This is a genomic window from Paenibacillus tyrphae (genome assembly GCF_000722545.1).
GTDB classification, from domain to species: domain Bacteria; phylum Bacillota; class Bacilli; order Paenibacillales; family NBRC-103111; genus Paenibacillus_G; species Paenibacillus_G tyrfis.
Map to the genome: position 1 here is coordinate 1 of NZ_JNVM01000041.1, position 17,234 is coordinate 17,234.

The following is a 17,234-nucleotide window of genomic DNA, read 5'->3' on the forward strand; positions in this document are numbered from 1 at the left end:
TCAGTTTTCAAAGGGCAATTTCCTTGTCGCCTTGTTTAGCGGCGACTTAATTAATATATCACATTCGCCTATTCAATTGCAAGTACTTTTTTTCTACCAAGATGATGTGGGAGAGAAAAAAATCTTCGCCTTTTGAGGGGCGAAGACTAATGTAACATATGATCGAATCTAAAGTCAAGCCTTGATCCGAATTTTTTTATTTATGAATAACCTCTTGAATATACAAATGGCGTTCTACCGTAAGATTAATGATTTTGCCGTTCACGTTAACCCATGGTCTCGTCGGATGCGTACGGTCGGAGAACACGATTTCGCCAAGCCGGTTATCGCTCAGTCGGACAAGCATGCCATTGTGGAATGCGGTTACTTTGCTTATAAACGTCTGAATGATAGCAGGCTGCATTTTGCCGAACGACTCTTTTTGAAGCTGCTCCAAAACAAGGTACGGCGAGACAGCCTTTTTGTGAAAACGGTCGTTCGTCATAGCGTGGAACATATCGGCAACGGCTACGATTTTGGAATACACATGAATTTTATCGCCATGAATACCAAGCGGATACCCGGAACCGTCCTCCCGCTCGTGGTGCTGGAGGGCACACAGCTTGACCCCTTCGTTGATCGCCGGAACAAGCTTCAACATGTTATAGCCGATAATAGTATGCCGCTTCATATCTTCGGCTTCCTCGGCGGTAAGCTTGGTAGGCTTGAACAAAATGGCGGCGTCCACTTTGGCATTGCCGATATCATGCAGCAATCCGGCAAGCGCAACCTGCATTAACTCCTTCGAAGATAACCCGTGCCATTTGGCCAAAAGATAGGAGGTCAAGCTAACCATAATGCTGTTGTGGTAAATAAAATCATTCAGTTGAAAGTGACGCGGATTGAATGTCAGCACGTTATACTGGTTAATATTTTTAATAAGCGCTTCAAGCGTCGAACGAATGTCCAGAATCGGCGGGTTATGTCCTCCCGATGCGGCAGTATTAAATACGCGGCGAAGCAAATGCAGCATTTTATGATAGTGCTCATGAAAAGGCAGGACGTTGTCGGCTTGCTCCTCAGACGTCGCTTCCTGCGCGTCAGGCTCCGCTTCCCCGTCTTTGGATTCGATCTGAACGGATGGTATGAGGAATGCCCGCAAAATATCCAGATCGCGCTCCGATACGATTTTTCCTTTCATGAACAAAATATTGTTAAACTTGGTGAGCACATTCTCGATAATTCTTTCGCCGGGTTTCAATTGGGAAACAGGAACGGTTACCATGGGATTCCCTCACCTTACCTCTTGTCAGCTTCCGCGGATCAAAGATTTTCAATAAAAATAATACTTTAGACCCATATGCTGTTATTATAAACGAAAAAGAATGGGGATGTAAGCCCCATTCTTCTCATCTTTCGTCTAAAATATTTAAAGGTTTTGCTATTCTTGCGTTTCTTGGCCTTCCGAAGCATCCTCGCCCTCTTCGAGCTCCGGCTGCTCCTCGCTCTTATCCACACGAGCCAAGGTAGATACCTCGTCCTCTTCACGAATGTTAATGAGCTTGACCCCTTGCGTGTTACGACCCATAAGCGAGATGCCGGACATGCTGGTCCGAATGATCGTGCCCAAAGCGGTAATGATCATGAGGTCTTCTTCTTCCTGGACAATCTTGAGACCGACAACCGGACCGTTCTTCGGCGTCACGTTAAGCGTCTTGATCCCTTTGCCGCCGCGGGATTGGAGACGGTACTCGGAAACCGGCGTGCGCTTACCGAACCCTTTGGAGGTTACGATCAGCACGCTGTTATCCTCATGCACGACATCCATATCGATGACCGCGTCGCCCTCGTCGAGATGAATCCCTTTGACGCCGGTGGCGCCCCGGCCCATCGCTCTGACTTCCTGCTCGGGGAAATGGATGGACATGCCCTGCTTCGTTCCCATAATGATCGATTGGTTGCCGTCCGTCAGCTTGACGCCGATCAAATCGTCGTCTTCCCGAAGGGTAATGGCAATGAGTCCGCCCTTGCGGATATTGGAATAATCGTCAAGCGGCGTCTTCTTCACCAAGCCATTCTTCGTCGCAAAGAACAAATACTTGTCGGAATCGAAGCTTTCGACCGGGATAACCGCATTGATCGTCTCGCCTTGTTCGATCTGAATCAAGTTGATGATCGGTGTTCCCCGTGCGGTACGGCTTAGATCCGGAATTTCATACGCCTTAAGACGATATACTTTCCCCTTGTCCGTAAAGAACATCAAATAATGGTGCGAGTTTGTTACGAACAGGTGTTCCACGAAGTCGTCGTCTTTCGTATCCATCCCGATCACGCCTTTGCCTCCGCGTCGCTGGCTGCGATATGTCGATACCGGCAGTCGCTTGATATAACCGGTATGTGAGATGGTAATGACAACATCGGTTTGAGGAATCAAGTCTTCGTCCTCGATGCTGTCTCCGCCGATCGTAATTTCGGAACGGCGGTCATCGCCGAATTTCTCTTTGATTTCGTTCAGCTCTTCGCTGATGATATTCAAAACGAGCTTCTCGTCGGCAAGAATCGCCTTGAATTCGGCAATTTTCTTCTGCAGCTCGGCATATTCCTCTTCGATCTTCTCGCGTTCCAACCCGGTGAGGCGCTGCAGACGCATGTCCAGAATCGCCTGGGCTTGATCGAAGCTGAGACTGAAGCGCTGCATCAAGCCGTCACGGGCCTCTTCGGTCGTACGGGACCCGCGGATCAAGGCAATGACTTCGTCCAAATGATCCAAGGCGATGCGGAGTCCTTCCAAGATGTGCGCGCGCGCTTCCGCTTTGCGAAGCTCGAATTCGGTTCTGCGGCGGATAACGACTTTCTGGTGCTCCAAGTAATGGAACAGCATATCGCGCAGGTTAAGCACTCTTGGCTCGCCGTTCACGAGCGCAAGCATGATGATACCGAAGTTCGACTGCATCGCTGTATGCTTATACAAATTGTTAAGCACAACATTCGGGTTCACGTCGCGGCGCAGCTCGATGACGATACGCATCCCGTTGCGGTCAGATTCGTCACGCAAATCGGTAATGCCGTCGATTTTTTTATCGCGGACCAGCTCGGCGATTTTTTCAATCAACCGGGCTTTGTTTACTTGATACGGCAGCTCGTGCACGATGATCCGCGCTTTATTGCCGTTTTCTTCGATCGTCGCTTTCGAGCGCATGGTCACGGAACCGCGTCCGGTCGCATACGCCTGCTTGATTCCTTCGCGGCCCATAATATAGCCGCCGGTCGGGAAGTCGGGGCCTTTGATCGATTGCATCAAATCGAGCGGCGTCACATCAGGGTTTTCGATCAACTGCTGGACACCATTGATGACCTCGATCATATTGTGCGGCGGAATATTGGTTGCCATACCGACCGCGATCCCGGACGCTCCGTTCACAAGCAGGTTCGGAAAACGCGCCGGCAGGACAGCAGGTTCTTGTTCTTCGCCGTCGTAGTTAGGCACAAAGTCGATCGTTTCTTTGTTGATGTCGCGAAGCAGCTCCATCGCAATCTTGGACAAGCGCGCTTCGGTGTAACGCATGGCCGCGGCCATGTCGCCGTCGATGGAGCCGAAGTTTCCGTGGCCGTCGATGAGCATGTAGCGCAAGGAGAAATCCTGCGCCATCCGGACCATGGTTTCATAAACGGCCGAGTCGCCATGCGGATGGTATTTACCGATGACTTCGCCGACGATTCTGGCGGATTTTTTATACGGCTTGTCCGGCGCCATACCCAGCTCAGACATCGCATACAAAATACGACGATGCACCGGCTTAAGCCCGTCCCGTACATCCGGCAGAGCGCGGCTGACAATGATGCTCATTGCGTAATCCATAAAGGAGGTGCGCATTTCCGAGCCGATATCGATTTCTCTAATCTGCGAACGAGATTCTTCCGACATGTGTACCCCTCCTACATGCTATCTGCTCTTAAGAACTACTGCTATGAAAGGTATAAGACGTTGCTATGAAGACTTACGGGCAATCGATTTAATAATTAAATTATTCAATGAGTTCTCTTTAACAAATGGACTGCCTGCGTTAATACGCGGAATTTGCATCGGGTCCGCATTCCGGCCGGTCAAGCCGCTTGCCGTCGTAAAACCGTAACGAATGCCTGCCTTGCGAAGCAAAGCGACCGATTGCTCGTCATAGTAGCCGAATGGATACGCATAAGCATCCACCGGGCGATCGTAAAGCTCTTTCAGCTTGTTGACGCATGCTTTCGTATCATCCGTAATCCGCTGTTCGTATTGCGACGTCCCTTCGAGGCCCCCATCCTTTGGCAGCCGGCCGGTCAGCAGAGGGCTGCCGCTAGGCCCCCGATCATGCAGACTGTCCGAGTGGCACTGGGCGTCGATGTCTTTCATTTCCCGGGTCATAAAACGGATCTGATCCCTGGAAAGCGAGGGAATCAGGCTCTGATCGGGATGCTCAAGATCTTTCGTGATAACAAAGTTCACGGCAGGAATATTCAGTTCTTTCAAGATCGGGTAAGCATTCGTATAGAAGCTCCGGTATCCGTCGTCAAACGTGACCAGCACGGCATTGGGCGGCACCTGCCCGCCGGCCATAAAATCGCGAAACTGCTGCAGCGATATGAAATGGTATCCCCGCTGCAGCAGATCGGTTAGTTGGCCACGAAAGCGCGCCGTCGTTATCGTAACGTCGCCCTGTGTGTGATCGTCGATATGGTGATAGGCGATGACCGCTACCCGGTCCGTGTACCAGACGTCCGTTCCGCGTACTTGGAACATGCCCGGGACGAGCAGCAGCAAAGCGACTGCCGAGAGCAGCCACAGCAAGCCGTATTTTTTCAAATGTCGCATGGCTGAGCCATTAAACATCCAAGTTCTGGACGAATTTGGCATGCAGCTGGATAAAGTCGCGCCGCGGCTCGACATTGCTGCCCATCAGCGTATCGAACATCGTATCGGCTTCGATCGCATCTTGAATGCTGACTTGAAGCATCGTACGGCTTTCCGGGTCCATGGTCGTCTCCCACAGCTGCTCCGGATTCATCTCGCCTAAACCTTTATAACGCTGAATATTTACTTTAACGCCGTCGCCGTATTCGGCCAAGATCGTTTCCCGCTGCTTGTCGTTGTAAGCGTAGCGCACCGTTTTGTTCCGTTCTAGCTTGTAAAGCGGTGGCTGGGCAATGTAGACGTAGCCGGCTTCGATCAGCTTGCGCATGTAACGGTAGAAGAACGTCAGGAGCAGCGTCCGGATATGGGCGCCGTCGACGTCGGCGTCCGTCATGATAATGATTTTATGGTAACGCGCTTTGGCAATATCAAAATCTTCCCCGATTCCCGTACCGAGCGCCGTAATGATAGCCCGGATTTCGTTGTCGGACAAAATTTTGTCCATACGCGCTTTTTCCACGTTAAGAATTTTACCGCGCAGCGGCAAAATGGCTTGGAAATGCCGATCGCGTCCTTGCTTCGCGGAGCCGCCGGCGGAGTCCCCTTCGACGATATACACTTCGCTGATCGAAGCGTCCTTGGAGGAACAGTCGGCCAGCTTTCCCGGCAAGGAGCTGACTTCGAGCGCGCTTTTGCGGCGCGTCAGCTCACGAGCTTTCCGTGCGGCTTCCCGAGCTCTTTGCGCCTGAACGCCTTTCTCGATGATTTTGCGTGCTACTGTCGGGTTTTCATCCATAAATTCCTGCAGCTTCTCGGCAAAAAGCGACTCGACAATGCCGCGAACTTCGCTGTTGCCGAGCTTCGTCTTCGTCTGGCCTTCGAACTGCGGTTCCGGAATTTTGACGGAAATAATCGCGGTGATTCCCTCGCGCACGTCGTCACCGGTCAAATTGGCGTCGCTGTCTTTAATCGCATTGAATTTCCGCGCAAAATCGTTCAATATGCGCGTCAATGCGCTTTTGAAGCCGGACTCGTGCGTACCGCCTTCGTGCGTGTTGATGTTGTTGGCGAACGAATAAATGTTCTCCGTATAGCTGTCGTTGTATTGCAAGGCGACTTCAACCTGGATATTGTCTTTTTGCCCTTCGACATAGATCGGCTGATGCAGCGCTTCCCGGTGCTGATTCAAAAACTCGACGAACGAAACGATCCCGCCTTCATAGAAAAACGATTGGGATACGTCCGTACGTTCGTCGGTCAGTGTAATTTCGATGCCTTTATTTAAGAACGCCAGCTCCCGAATCCGCGCTTGGAGCGTCTCGTACGAGTACTCCGTCGTTTCCGTGAAGATCTGTTCATCGGGCCAAAACGTTACTATCGTCCCCGTTTCATCGGACTCGCCGATGACTTGCAATTCATGCTGCGGAGCACCGTAACGATATTCCTGCTGGTGCACCTTGCCTTCCCGCTTGACCTCCACGATCAGCTTCTTGGAAAGAGCGTTAACGACGGAGACGCCTACCCCGTGCAAGCCGCCGGACACCTTGTAGCCTTCGCCGCCGAATTTGCCGCCGGCATGAAGCACGGTAAGGACGACCTCTACCGTCGATTTTTTCAGCTTCGGATTCTCGCCGACCGGAATGCCTCGTCCATTGTCGATAACGGTAATACTGTTATCCTGATGAACGATGACATGGATTCTGGTGCAGTATCCTGCCAAAGCTTCGTCTATACTATTGTCGACGACTTCCCATACCAGATGATGAAGGCCGCGGCTGCTCGTCGAGCCGATATACATCCCCGGACGCTTGCGAACGGCCTCCAGACCTTCAAGCACCTGGATTTGACTTTCGTCATAAGTTGTACCTGGATTCACAGACATGCAGACACCCACTTTTCCGTAGTTAAGAAAAGCTTCCTTACGAAGCGTTTCAAAAAATCTAGTTCGTTAACAGATGATGAGCCCGTTTCTTCAAGGTCATGGACGAAATCGGAGAATAGTATACTTTCGTCTGGGTCACCACGAGCGACTTGCTTTCCTCCTCGCCGATGACTTCCACCTTCTTGTCTTTATTGGCATACGTTATAAATTGTTTCGATATTTTCGATGATTTCTCAATGGAAAGGTCAAAAATGGCGACAAGCTCTGCGGCGCGAATAATTTTTTCTCCGCCCAAATGGATAAACACGCTGACCCACTCCTTATCGGCAAAACTATCTATGTCAAGCTTCCGTCCCGAACCTGAATCACAGAAGCGCTTTCCAGTTTTGACAAATCTATGCTTTCAATGCCAGTGGTTGTTATGAAGGTTTGGACCTTGCGTTGAAACGTCTCGATAAGCTGGGTTTGGCGGTAGCGGTCAAGCTCGGAGAGCACATCGTCGAGCAAGAGCAGGGGATATTCGCCGACCTCCTCGCGGATCAGCTCGATCTCGGCCAGCTTAAGCGACAAAGCCGTCGTCCGCTGCTGCCCTTGGGAGCCGAACGTCTGCACTTCTTTGTCGTTGATATAAAATCGCAGATCGTCGCGGTGCGGCCCGACCAACGACACGCCCCGGCGAAGCTCCTGATCCTTCACCTGTGATAACTTTATCATAAAATAGTCAAATAAAACAGCGTCTTCTTGTTCCAGCGCGTGGGACAAGGTGCAGTCGTACTCGATGCGAAGCTGCTCGGAGCCGTTCGTAATGCCGGCATGGATCTTTTCGGCCCATGCTTGCAGCTTCTTTATAAAGCTTTGACGTTTTTTCATAATTTTAACACCAAACTGCATTAATTGCTCATTCCATACGTCCAGCATGGAAGCTTTGCCCGGCGAGGAAAACAGCTGCTTCAAGTAATTGTTGCGCTGCTGCAATATTTTGTTGTACTGCGACAGGTCGTACAAATAGGACGGATAGACCTGCCCGATCTCCATATCGAGAAAGCGCCTGCGGATGCCGGGAGAGCCTTTGACGATCTCCAAATCTTCAGGCGCGAACATAACGACGTTTAAGGCCCCGATGAAATTGCTGAGCTTTTTTTGCTCCAGCCCGTTCACCTTGGCCTTTTTGCCTTGTTGCGATATGGATAAATCGAGCTGTACCGTACCGTAGCGCTTTTCGACTTCGGCGTGCAGCAGCGTGGAGGAAGCGTTCCACCGGATCAGCTCTTTGTCCTGATGCGTCCGGTGGGATTTGGTCAACGCCAGCACGAAGATCGATTCGAGCAGGTTCGTTTTGCCTTGCGCGTTCGGTCCGACAATGATGTTGACCATGTTGTCAGTTTGGAATTCCATCTGGTCGTAGTTACGGTAATCCTGCAATGAAAGCCGTTTTAACTGCAAAAGAGTTCCTCCTAAGGGCTTTGCGCAGCAAAGCCGACTTCGAAAGCATGTGCTTGGGCTTGCGAAACAATGCCAACTTCGAAAGCATATGCCGGGCTTTATTCTTGTATGACTTGGAACTCGCCGCAGCCCGCAACGTTGACGATGTCGCCGGCCACCAGCTTGCGGCCGCGGCGGTTATCCGGTTCGCCGTTGATGATGACGGTAGCCTCCTGCAGGAAGCTCTTGGCTTGTCCGCCGGTGGAAATACAGTCGGCGAGCTTCAAAAATTGCCCGAGCGTAATATATTCGGTGCGAATGCCGATATTTTTCATCCGTGAAAGGCGCTCCTTTAGCCTGTAGTCCGGTACGGCAAAATAAGCTGCAGCAGGCTCGAATTTTCGTCGGGACGAATGATGATCGGCTGCATCGCACCGGTAAAACCGATATGAATCTGCTCGCTGTCCATGACTTTGAGCGCATCCAGCATATATTTGGAGTTGAACGAAATGCGCAGCAGCTCCCCTGTAAGGCTGGCCGTCGTCAGATCCTCGGTGACTTTCCCCAGTTCGGACGAGCTTGAGGAAATTTCAATGGTTTGGTCCTCGTGCATGACGAGCTTCACGATATTCGTTTTTTCTTCCCGCGAAAGCAGGTAGGCGCGGTCGATTGCGTCCGCCAGATTGTCCGTGTTGACAACGAGCTCGGTCTGATACGCCTGCGGAATGAGCTTCGACGTATCCGGATACGTTCCGTCCAAGATACGGGTATAGAAAAGAATCGAGCTCATTTTGAACAGCACCTGATTTTCAGCGAACACGACATCGATCATTGTGTTTTGATCGGGCAGAATTTTGGACAGTTCATTCAAAGTTTTCCCAGATATGGAAACATTATTAAGAGAAAACTCGACATCGGTATCGATGGCCGTTTCCCTGGAAGCCAGACGGTGACGGTCACAGGCGGTAAATTTCAGCTTCCCGTTTGAAATGGTCCACAAAACTCCGGTCAAAATCGGCGTCGCTTCGTTCGTAGACACGGCAAACGACGTTTGTTTAATCATCGTTTTAAGCAGATCGCTCGGGATTTGAATCCGTTTGTTCTCTTCAATGCCCGGCATGATCGGATATTCCTCCGGATCGAGTCCGACCAGCTGAATTTCCGAAGAGCCGGAACGGATCGTCGTTTGGAAATGGTCTTTGACCTCAATCTCAATCTGCTGCGCCGGAAGCTTGCGGATAATTTCCACGAAAAACTTGGAAGGGAGCACAACACTGCCGGATTTCTTCAGATCGATGACTTGGAGCTCATTTTTTTCGTTGGGAATGAAGCTCTGAATCGAAATGTCGGTATCGCTGGCCGTCAGCGTAATACCGGTGGAATCGGCGTCTATTTTAATTCCGCTTAAAATGGGAATCGTGGTTTTGCTGGAAATGGCTTTGGAAACGTGCTGAATCGACTCATTTAAAAATTCTTTCAGTACGGTTAACTTCATAATTTCACTCCTACGGGTTCTAAAATGGGAGAGTCGCGCATATACCTCTATATTACATGTTTTTTTATAGTAATAGTAGTAGGGCCTCGGGATATGTGGATAAATGCGTGAACAAGGCAAAAAGAGAGCCTATCCACATGTGAATAAGTGTGTGCATAGGCTCCCCTTTATTCAGTTGTGGATTGAGGGCAGTGAATTAGACGCCAATCGTTACATCGTCACATTTTTCACTTTTTCGGTAAGGTTCTGGATGATCTTATATAATTCCTGGTCGGACTTGAGCGCTGCGGATATTTTTTCGTGCGCATGAATGACGGTCGTATGATCGCGTCCGCCGAACGCTTCGCCGATCTTCGGCAGTGAAAAGTCGGTCATCTCGCGGGCCAGATACATGGCGATTTGCCGCGGGAAAGCCACGGTTTTGGTTCGTTTCCTCGCTTTGAAATCCTCCAGCTTCAAGCCGTAAAATTCGCCGACCTTCTGCTGGATGTCATGAATCGTGATCACCCGCGGACGGCTGCTCGGGATAATATCCTTGAGCGCTTCGGCCGCCAAATGCGACGTAATGTCTTCGTTAATAAGCGACGAGTAAGCGACCACCCGAATCAAAGCGCCTTCGAGCTCCCGAATGTTCGAATCGATCTGGTTCGCTATGTAGACCATCGCTTCGTTAGGAATATCCAGGTTTTCGGCTCTCGCTTTTTTGCGCAAAATGGCAATCCGCGTCTCCAGGTCCGGAGGCTGAATGTCCGTGATGAGCCCCCATTCGAACCGGGAGCGCAGCCGTTCTTCGAGCGTCGGAATTTCTTTCGGCGGCCGGTCGCTGGAGATGATGATCTGCTTCCGCTCTTCATGCAGCGCGTTAAACGTGTGGAAAAATTCTTCCTGCGTCGATTCTTTTCCCGCAATAAACTGAATATCATCTATAAGAAGCACGTCGATATTGCGGTACTTGTTGCGGAAGCTTTCCCCCCGGTTGTCCCGGATCGCATTGATGAATTCGTTCGTAAATTTTTCGGACGAGATGTAAACGACCTTGGCGCTCGGATTATGCTCAAGCACGTAATGGCCGATCGCATGCATCAAGTGCGTTTTTCCCAGTCCCACGCCGCCATACAAAAACAGCGGGTTGTATGCTTTGGCCGGCGCTTCGGCAACCGCGAGCGAAGCGGCATGAGCGAAGCGATTGCCCGATCCGATGACGAATGAATCGAACAAATACTTGGGATTAAGCATGTGGCTTACCGTTTCCTCGGAAACGGCAGTTTTCGGCGCGCTTGCAGGAATGGTTGACGGGGAGGAAGAGCGGCTGAACGAATCGGCTTCGTCTTCGGACTCGATGATGAATTTTAATTCGACCTGCTTGCCGCAGTAATCGAATACGGCTTCCTTTATATGTTTGGTGTACCGGTTTTCAAGCCATTCCCGGGAAAAATTGTTGGGGGTACAGATGACGACCGTGGAATCGTTGAATGCCACGGCTCTTGTGGAAGTCAGCCACGTCTCGTAGCTTGGCTTGCTCACCCTTTTTTGCAATATGGAAAGAACTTGCTGCCACTGGTCGTTGGGATGGCTTTCCACAATCTATTCACTCCTTCAAAAAAATAACCGGTATGGCATAAGCCGCGACCCTGTAGAAAAAAATCAGATGCTGTCGAAACTATCCACAATGTGCAGGTTTACGAAAATTACATTATACAGAGGCACTGAAAATTGTTCACAGAGATATCCACAGGCTGTTGATAACATTGTTGAAAAAAATCCGTATCCACAAAAGAAAACATATTCATGATATCAAAAAAGACCCGCGTTCGCAATGGAATGTTTGGGATTATCCACATACCCAAGACCTTGTGTATATAAGTTATCAACAGCACTAGATATTGTTTATAATCTGTTTACAATTCGACAAGGGCGGTGGAAAACGCGATTTTTTTATTCACAGGGGAGAAATGGTCGAATTTGGCCGGCGTCTGTGCATAACTTTTTTGTAGGCTGGAAGTTGACTTTTGACACGTAAAGTGGTTTAATGTAAAAAGGTATTTTTGGGGATTGGGAACGAAATCCTTCGAGGAGGTGCACGATAGATGAGACCGACTTTCAAACCGAACGTTAGAAAGCGCAAAAAAGTTCATGGCTTCCGTAAAAGAATGAGCACGAAGAACGGCCGTAAAGTATTGGCTGCTCGCCGTCTAAAAGGAAGAAAAGTACTGAGCGCATAAGACGAGAGACCACTTCCAAGTGGTCTTTTTTGTTGCATTCGTTTAAATCGGGACAAATTCGCGAACGATAGGGAAGCCTAGGCGACCCAAGGATTGACCAAATGGAGCGATGCCTCGTGGAAAAGAAAAACCGACTGACCAAAAGAGAATATTTCGATAAGGTATATCGTCACGGCAAATCCGCTGCGAATCACCAGTTCGTTCTGTATTATAAAGCGCAGCCGCAGCAGGCTTCGTTTCGGCTTGGGGTTTCGGTCAGTAAGAAGGTCGGCAACGCCGTTGTGCGCAATCGGATCCGGCGCCTTTTAAAGGAGATCGTGCGATTGAACGCTGCCCGGATTCCGGGAGGGCATGATCTGATTATCATTGCGCGGAAGCCGGCTGCGGAAATGTCTTATCACGAGATGGAAAAGAGCGTACTGCACGTGTTCAAACGCGCGTCGCTACTGTTGCGTAAAGAAAATACTCCGGGACCCAACTGAGCTTTGCGATGGTTCGCTGCCTCCGGCGCAGGCGATTCGTGAGGATCGGTTTCTTTGTGTCCAAAGATATGATATAGTTGATTATTGGAAAAGATGATACTGGGAGGATACTCTTTTGACGCGTCGATTACTGAAATATATACCGCTCGTGTCGGTATTGCTGCTGCTGGCTGGATGCAGCCCCGCCAACGCCCCCATCGACCCGAACAACAGCATGTGGGACAAGTATGCCGTAGGGCCATTGGCCAATACGCTCGACTGGTTCGCCAACCTGTTCGGAGGGCAGTACGGATTATCGATTCTTGTCGTAACGATTATTATCCGGCTCATTATATTGCCGTTGACGTTGAAACAATACAAAAGCTCGAAGCGGATGCAGGAGCTGCAGCCGGAACTGCAGAAGATGAAGGAAAAATATAAAGACGATGCGAAGAAGCAGCAGGAAGAGACGATGAAGCTGTTCCAGAAGGAAGGCGTCAATCCGCTTGCCGGTTGTCTTCCGGTGCTTGTGCAGATGCCGATTTTGATTGCGCTTTACAACGCGATCATGCGCAACCATCACATCGGCGAGCATTCCTTCCTGTGGATGCAGCTCGGTACGAAAGATCCTTATTATATCCTGCCGATCCTGGCTGCGCTAACGACGTTCTTGCAGCAAAAAATGATGTCGTCGCAAATGAACCCGCAAATGCAAAGCCTGATGTTTATTTTCCCGATTCTTATTTTCGTGATGGCGATGAATTTCGCTTCGGCGCTGCCGCTTTACTGGGTATACAGCAACCTGTTCACCGTTGTTCAATCTTACTTTATTTATGGTGTACCTAATAAAAAGGGCGGATCTAAAAAGTAAGGGTGCGATGATATGAAGAAAATCGTGGTTACGGGTAAAACGATTGACGAGGCTGTCAAAAACGGACTCGGGCAGCTGGGCGTGCCGGAGGAACGAGTGAAGATCAGTGTGCTGGAGCAGCCCTCCAAGGGCTTGTTCGGCCTCATCGGGGCGAAGGACGCCCGGGTGGAGCTTGAACTGCTGCCCGATGCGATCGAGGAAGCGGTCGCGTTCCTGCAGGAAGTTCTTCGCAGCATGAAGCTGGATGTGCGGATCGAACAAAAGCAGGACAAAGACGGTACGCAGCTTCATCTGCACGGCTCGGAGCTCGGCATGCTGATCGGGCGCCGCGGCCAGACGCTGGATGCGCTGCAGTACTTGGTCAATATTGTCGCCAACCGCTTTTCGGACCGTCATGTGCGCATCGTTCTGGACGCCGAGCAGTTCCGCGAGCGCCGGACCAAGACGCTGCAGGAGCTGGCCGACCGGCTGGCGGAACGCGTCGTCCGGACGCGCAAGGAAGTGGTGCTGGAGCCGATGTCGCCTGCGGAGCGCAAGGTGATTCACGCTTGGCTGCAGCAGCACGACAAGGTTCGCACGTTCAGTCGAGGAGACGAGCCGAACCGTCGAATCGTTATCGTTTTACGTTGATTGCCACATTGCAATGATGTCATGTCCGTAATGACCTCATTGCTTTTTCTTTAATTACGAAGAAAGTCAGATAGAGGTGCTATCATGAATCAAGACACCATTGCGGCGATTGCCACCCCGATGGGCGAAGGAGGGATCGCGGTCATTCGCGTCAGCGGCGATGAAGCGGTACCCGTGTGCGATAAAATTTTTGCAGGGAAATCGAAGCTGACGGAAGTGCCGACGCATACGGTGAATTACGGCTATATCCGCGATCCGGAAACCGGTGCCGTAGTGGAGGAATCGCTCGTGACGGTGATGCGCGCGCCGCGCTCGTTTACGAAGGAAGACGTAGTCGAAATTAGCTGTCACGGGGGCTTCGTCTCGGTGCGGAAGGTGCTGGATCTGCTGCTGGAACACGGAGCGCGGCTTGCTGAGCCGGGCGAGTTCACGAAGCGTGCTTTTTTAAACGGCCGGATCGACTTGTCCCAGGCGGAGGCGGTCATCGACCTGATCCGCGCCAAGTCGGATCGGGCGTTTCGCATTGCGCTCAAGCAGTCGGAGGGCAGCTTATCGAAAACGATCAAGGAGCTTCGTCACCGTCTGGTCGAGCTGATGGCGCACATCGAGGTCAATATCGATTACCCGGAGCACGATGTGGAAGAGATGACGAACGCTTTTATTAAAGAAAAGTGTGCGGATGCGCTGTCGGATATCGAACGGATGCTGACGACGGCCCAGCAGGGTAAGATTTTGCGGGAAGGTCTGGTCACGGCGATCGTCGGCCGGCCGAATGTCGGTAAATCGTCTCTGCTCAATACGCTGGCGCAGGAGGAGCGGGCCATTGTCACCGATATTGCCGGGACGACCCGCGATGTGGTGGAGGAGTACGTGCATGTGAACGGTATTCCGCTCAAGCTGCTCGATACGGCCGGGATTCGGGAAACGTCGGATCTGGTCGAGCAGATCGGTGTGGAAAAGTCGCGCCAGGCGCTGTCGGATGCGGATTTGATCCTCTTCGTATGCAATGGGGCGGAGCCGCTGCAGCCGGATGAGTATGTGCTGATCGACCAGTTGAAGGACCGTCAAGTAATCGCGATTATCAACAAGCAGGATCTTCCGCAGCTTATTGAGGAAGAGGTTTTGAAGGAAGCATTCGGCGAGGACCGGGTTGTGCGGATGTCGCTGCTTGCCCAGCAGGGCATCACTGACTTGGAAAAAGCTATCGCTAGTATTTTTTTCAGTGGTCAGGTAGAATCAAGTGACCTGACGTATGTGAGCAACGCTCGGCATATTCATCTGCTGAAGCAGGCGAGATTGGCCCTGACGGAGGCACATGAAGCAGCGGAGGCTTTCGTGCCGATCGATATGATTCAAATCGACATTCGTAACGCTTGGGAGCACCTCGGAGAAATTATCGGGGACTCGGTAAGTGAATCTCTAATAGATCAGATTTTTTCGCAATTTTGTTTGGGTAAATAACTTCTCGTAAAGAGTTAGGAGGTTGGAAGAATGACTTACACTGCAGGTCAATATGATGTCATTGTGATCGGAGCCGGTCATGCCGGCAGCGAAGCGGCTTTGGCGGCGGCCCGGATGGGCTGCGAGACGCTGCTTCTTACGATCAATCTGGATATGATCGCCTTTATGCCGTGTAACCCTTCCGTCGGCGGACCGGCGAAAGGGCACGTTGTGCGCGAAATCGATGCGCTCGGCGGTGAAATGGGCCGCAACATCGACAAAACGTATATTCAAATGCGCATGCTGAACACAGGAAAAGGACCGGCTGTGCATGCTTTGCGGGCGCAAGCCGATAAATTTTTGTACCAACACGCGATGAAGGAAACGATTGAGAAGCAGGACCGCTTGACGCTTCGTCAAGGTATGGTGGAAGAGCTGATCGTCGAAGATGGCGTGTGCAAGGGTGTCATTACGAAAAGCGGCGCCGTATATATGGGGAAAACGGTCGTGCTAACGACCGGAACGTATCTACGCGGCAAGATCATTATGGGCGAGCTGATGTATGAGAGCGGACCGAACAACCAGCAGCCGGCCGTCAAGCTGTCGGAAAATCTGCGCAAGCACGGTCTGGACCTGGTCCGTTTTAAGACGGGGACGCCGCCGCGGGTGCATGAGGATACGATCGATTTTAGCAAAACGTCGATTCAGCCTGGGGATGAGAAGCCGAAATTTTTCTCCTACGATACGACGGAGGAAGTACCGAATCAGCTGCCTTGCTGGCTGACCTATACGTCGGAGGAAACGCACCAAATCATCAACGATAATTTGCACCGGGCTCCAATGTTCTCCGGAGCGATCGAAGGTACGGGACCGAGATACTGCCCGTCCATCGAAGATAAGATCGTGCGCTTCAGCGATAAGCCGAAGCACCAAATTTTCTTGGAGCCGGAAGGACGCAATACGAAGGAGTATTATGTTCAAGGGCTCTCCACGAGCATGCCTGAAGATGTGCAGCTGCAGATTCTCCGCTCGATTCCAGGGCTGGAGAAGGTCGAAATGATGCGCACCGGATATGCTATCGAGTACGATGCCGTGATTCCGACGCAGCTGAAGCCGTCGCTTGAAACGAAGGTGATCGATGGGCTGTTTACCGCTGGTCAAATTAACGGCACCTCCGGCTACGAAGAGGCGGCAGGACAAGGGATTATGGCGGGGATCAATGCGGCTCGCAAAGTGCAGGGCAAGGAACCGGTTGTTCTGGATCGTTCCGAAGCTTATATCGGAGTGATGCTCGACGACTTGGTGACGAAGGGGACGAACGAGCCTTACCGCCTGCTGACGTCGCGTGCCGAGTACCGTTTGCTGCTCCGCCACGACAATGCGGATCTGCGGTTGACCCAAATCGGCTACGATATCGGGCTGATAAGGGAAGACCGGTATGCGCGTTATCAGGAGAAAGTACGTCTTGTCGAAGCCGAGCTTGAGCGGCTCAAAACGACCAAGACAAAGCCGACGCCGGAGGTTCAAGCGATGCTTGCTTCGCTCGGCAGCGCCGAACTGAACAACTCCGTCGATCTGTTGTCTTTACTCCGCCGACCGGAAGTGACTTACGAGCACATTCATGGCATTTCTCCGGCTCCCTACGAGCTGACGGAGGACATGAAGGAACAAGTGGAAATTCAAGTGAAATACAGCGGCTATATTGAGAAGCAGCTCGCGCAAGTGGAACGGCTTCGGAAGATGGAGAAAAAGCGGATTCCGGACGATATCATTTACGATGAAATTCACGGAATCGCCACCGAAGCGAAGCAAAAGCTGGCGAAAATCCGCCCGATCTCTATCGGTCAAGCGTCCCGCATTGGTGGCGTTACGCCAGCGGACATCTCCATTTTGCTTGTTCACTTGGAGCATTACAATAAAGTCGTTGCAGCCAGAGGATAA

General features: G+C 51.2%; 15 protein-coding genes. 6 read left to right on the plus strand and 9 right to left on the minus strand.

Annotated elements, in window-relative coordinates; all coding sequences use genetic code 11:
• Positions 1-196: 196 nt before the first annotated feature.
• From ET33_RS31640 to dnaA, 9 genes are all read right to left on the minus strand, one after another.
• Positions 197-1,264 (minus strand): HD-GYP domain-containing protein, encoded by a 1,068-nt coding sequence (locus ET33_RS31640; RefSeq protein ID WP_036691721.1) that lies wholly within the window; start codon positions 1,262-1,264, stop codon positions 197-199.
• 156 nt (positions 1,265-1,420) lie between these two features.
• Positions 1,421-3,904, minus strand: coding sequence for a DNA gyrase subunit A (gyrA, locus tag ET33_RS31645; RefSeq protein WP_036691724.1), 2,484 nt, complete (start codon positions 3,902-3,904; stop codon positions 1,421-1,423).
• Positions 3,905-3,967: 63 nt separating this feature from the next.
• A complete protein-coding gene (locus ET33_RS31650; protein ID WP_036691728.1) occupies positions 3,968-4,831 on the minus strand; it encodes a polysaccharide deacetylase family protein in 864 nt (287 codons plus the stop codon).
• 10 nt (positions 4,832-4,841) lie between these two features.
• On the minus strand, positions 4,842-6,752 hold the full coding sequence (gene gyrB, locus ET33_RS31655) for a DNA topoisomerase (ATP-hydrolyzing) subunit B (protein ID WP_036691730.1): 1,911 nt from the start codon (positions 6,750-6,752) through the stop codon (positions 4,842-4,844).
• Positions 6,753-6,810: 58 nt separating this feature from the next.
• Complete coding sequence (gene remB, locus ET33_RS31660; protein WP_010502242.1) at positions 6,811-7,059, minus strand: extracellular matrix regulator RemB; 249 nt, start codon at positions 7,057-7,059, stop codon at positions 6,811-6,813.
• 29 nt (positions 7,060-7,088) lie between these two features.
• Positions 7,089-8,195 (minus strand): DNA replication/repair protein RecF, encoded by a 1,107-nt coding sequence (gene recF / locus ET33_RS31665; protein WP_036691737.1) that lies wholly within the window; start codon positions 8,193-8,195, stop codon positions 7,089-7,091.
• A 98-nt stretch (positions 8,196-8,293) separates the two neighbouring features.
• Complete coding sequence (gene yaaA / locus ET33_RS31670; protein ID WP_036691741.1) at positions 8,294-8,509, minus strand: S4 domain-containing protein YaaA; 216 nt, start codon at positions 8,507-8,509, stop codon at positions 8,294-8,296.
• Between the two features lie 17 nt (positions 8,510-8,526).
• Positions 8,527-9,669 (minus strand): DNA polymerase III subunit beta, encoded by a 1,143-nt coding sequence (gene dnaN / locus ET33_RS31675; RefSeq protein ID WP_036691744.1) that lies wholly within the window; start codon positions 9,667-9,669, stop codon positions 8,527-8,529.
• 210 nt (positions 9,670-9,879) lie between these two features.
• Positions 9,880-11,250, minus strand: coding sequence for a chromosomal replication initiator protein DnaA (gene dnaA / locus ET33_RS31680; protein ID WP_036691747.1), 1,371 nt, complete (start codon positions 11,248-11,250; stop codon positions 9,880-9,882).
• Between the two features lie 506 nt (positions 11,251-11,756).
• Between dnaA and rpmH the strand changes: the two genes are divergently transcribed.
• The 6 genes from rpmH to mnmG all read left to right on the plus strand — a co-directional run bounded on the left by rpmH (position 11,757) and on the right by mnmG (position 17,234).
• Entirely contained in the window at positions 11,757-11,891 is a 135-nt protein-coding gene (gene rpmH / locus ET33_RS31685; protein ID WP_010502230.1) for a 50S ribosomal protein L34, read from the plus strand.
• Between the two features lie 116 nt (positions 11,892-12,007).
• Positions 12,008-12,373 (plus strand): ribonuclease P protein component, encoded by a 366-nt coding sequence (gene rnpA / locus ET33_RS31690; RefSeq protein ID WP_036691752.1) that lies wholly within the window; start codon positions 12,008-12,010, stop codon positions 12,371-12,373.
• Between the two features lie 115 nt (positions 12,374-12,488).
• Entirely contained in the window at positions 12,489-13,223 is a 735-nt protein-coding gene (gene yidC / locus ET33_RS31695) for a membrane protein insertase YidC (RefSeq protein ID WP_036691755.1), read from the plus strand.
• 12 nt (positions 13,224-13,235) lie between these two features.
• Positions 13,236-13,853 (plus strand): RNA-binding cell elongation regulator Jag/EloR, encoded by a 618-nt coding sequence (gene jag / locus ET33_RS31700; RefSeq protein ID WP_036691758.1) that lies wholly within the window; start codon positions 13,236-13,238, stop codon positions 13,851-13,853.
• Between the two features lie 84 nt (positions 13,854-13,937).
• Positions 13,938-15,314 (plus strand): tRNA uridine-5-carboxymethylaminomethyl(34) synthesis GTPase MnmE, encoded by a 1,377-nt coding sequence (mnmE, locus tag ET33_RS31705; RefSeq protein ID WP_036691760.1) that lies wholly within the window; start codon positions 13,938-13,940, stop codon positions 15,312-15,314.
• 30 nt (positions 15,315-15,344) lie between these two features.
• Positions 15,345-17,234 (plus strand): tRNA uridine-5-carboxymethylaminomethyl(34) synthesis enzyme MnmG, encoded by a 1,890-nt coding sequence (gene mnmG, locus ET33_RS31710; protein WP_036691762.1) that lies wholly within the window; start codon positions 15,345-15,347, stop codon positions 17,232-17,234.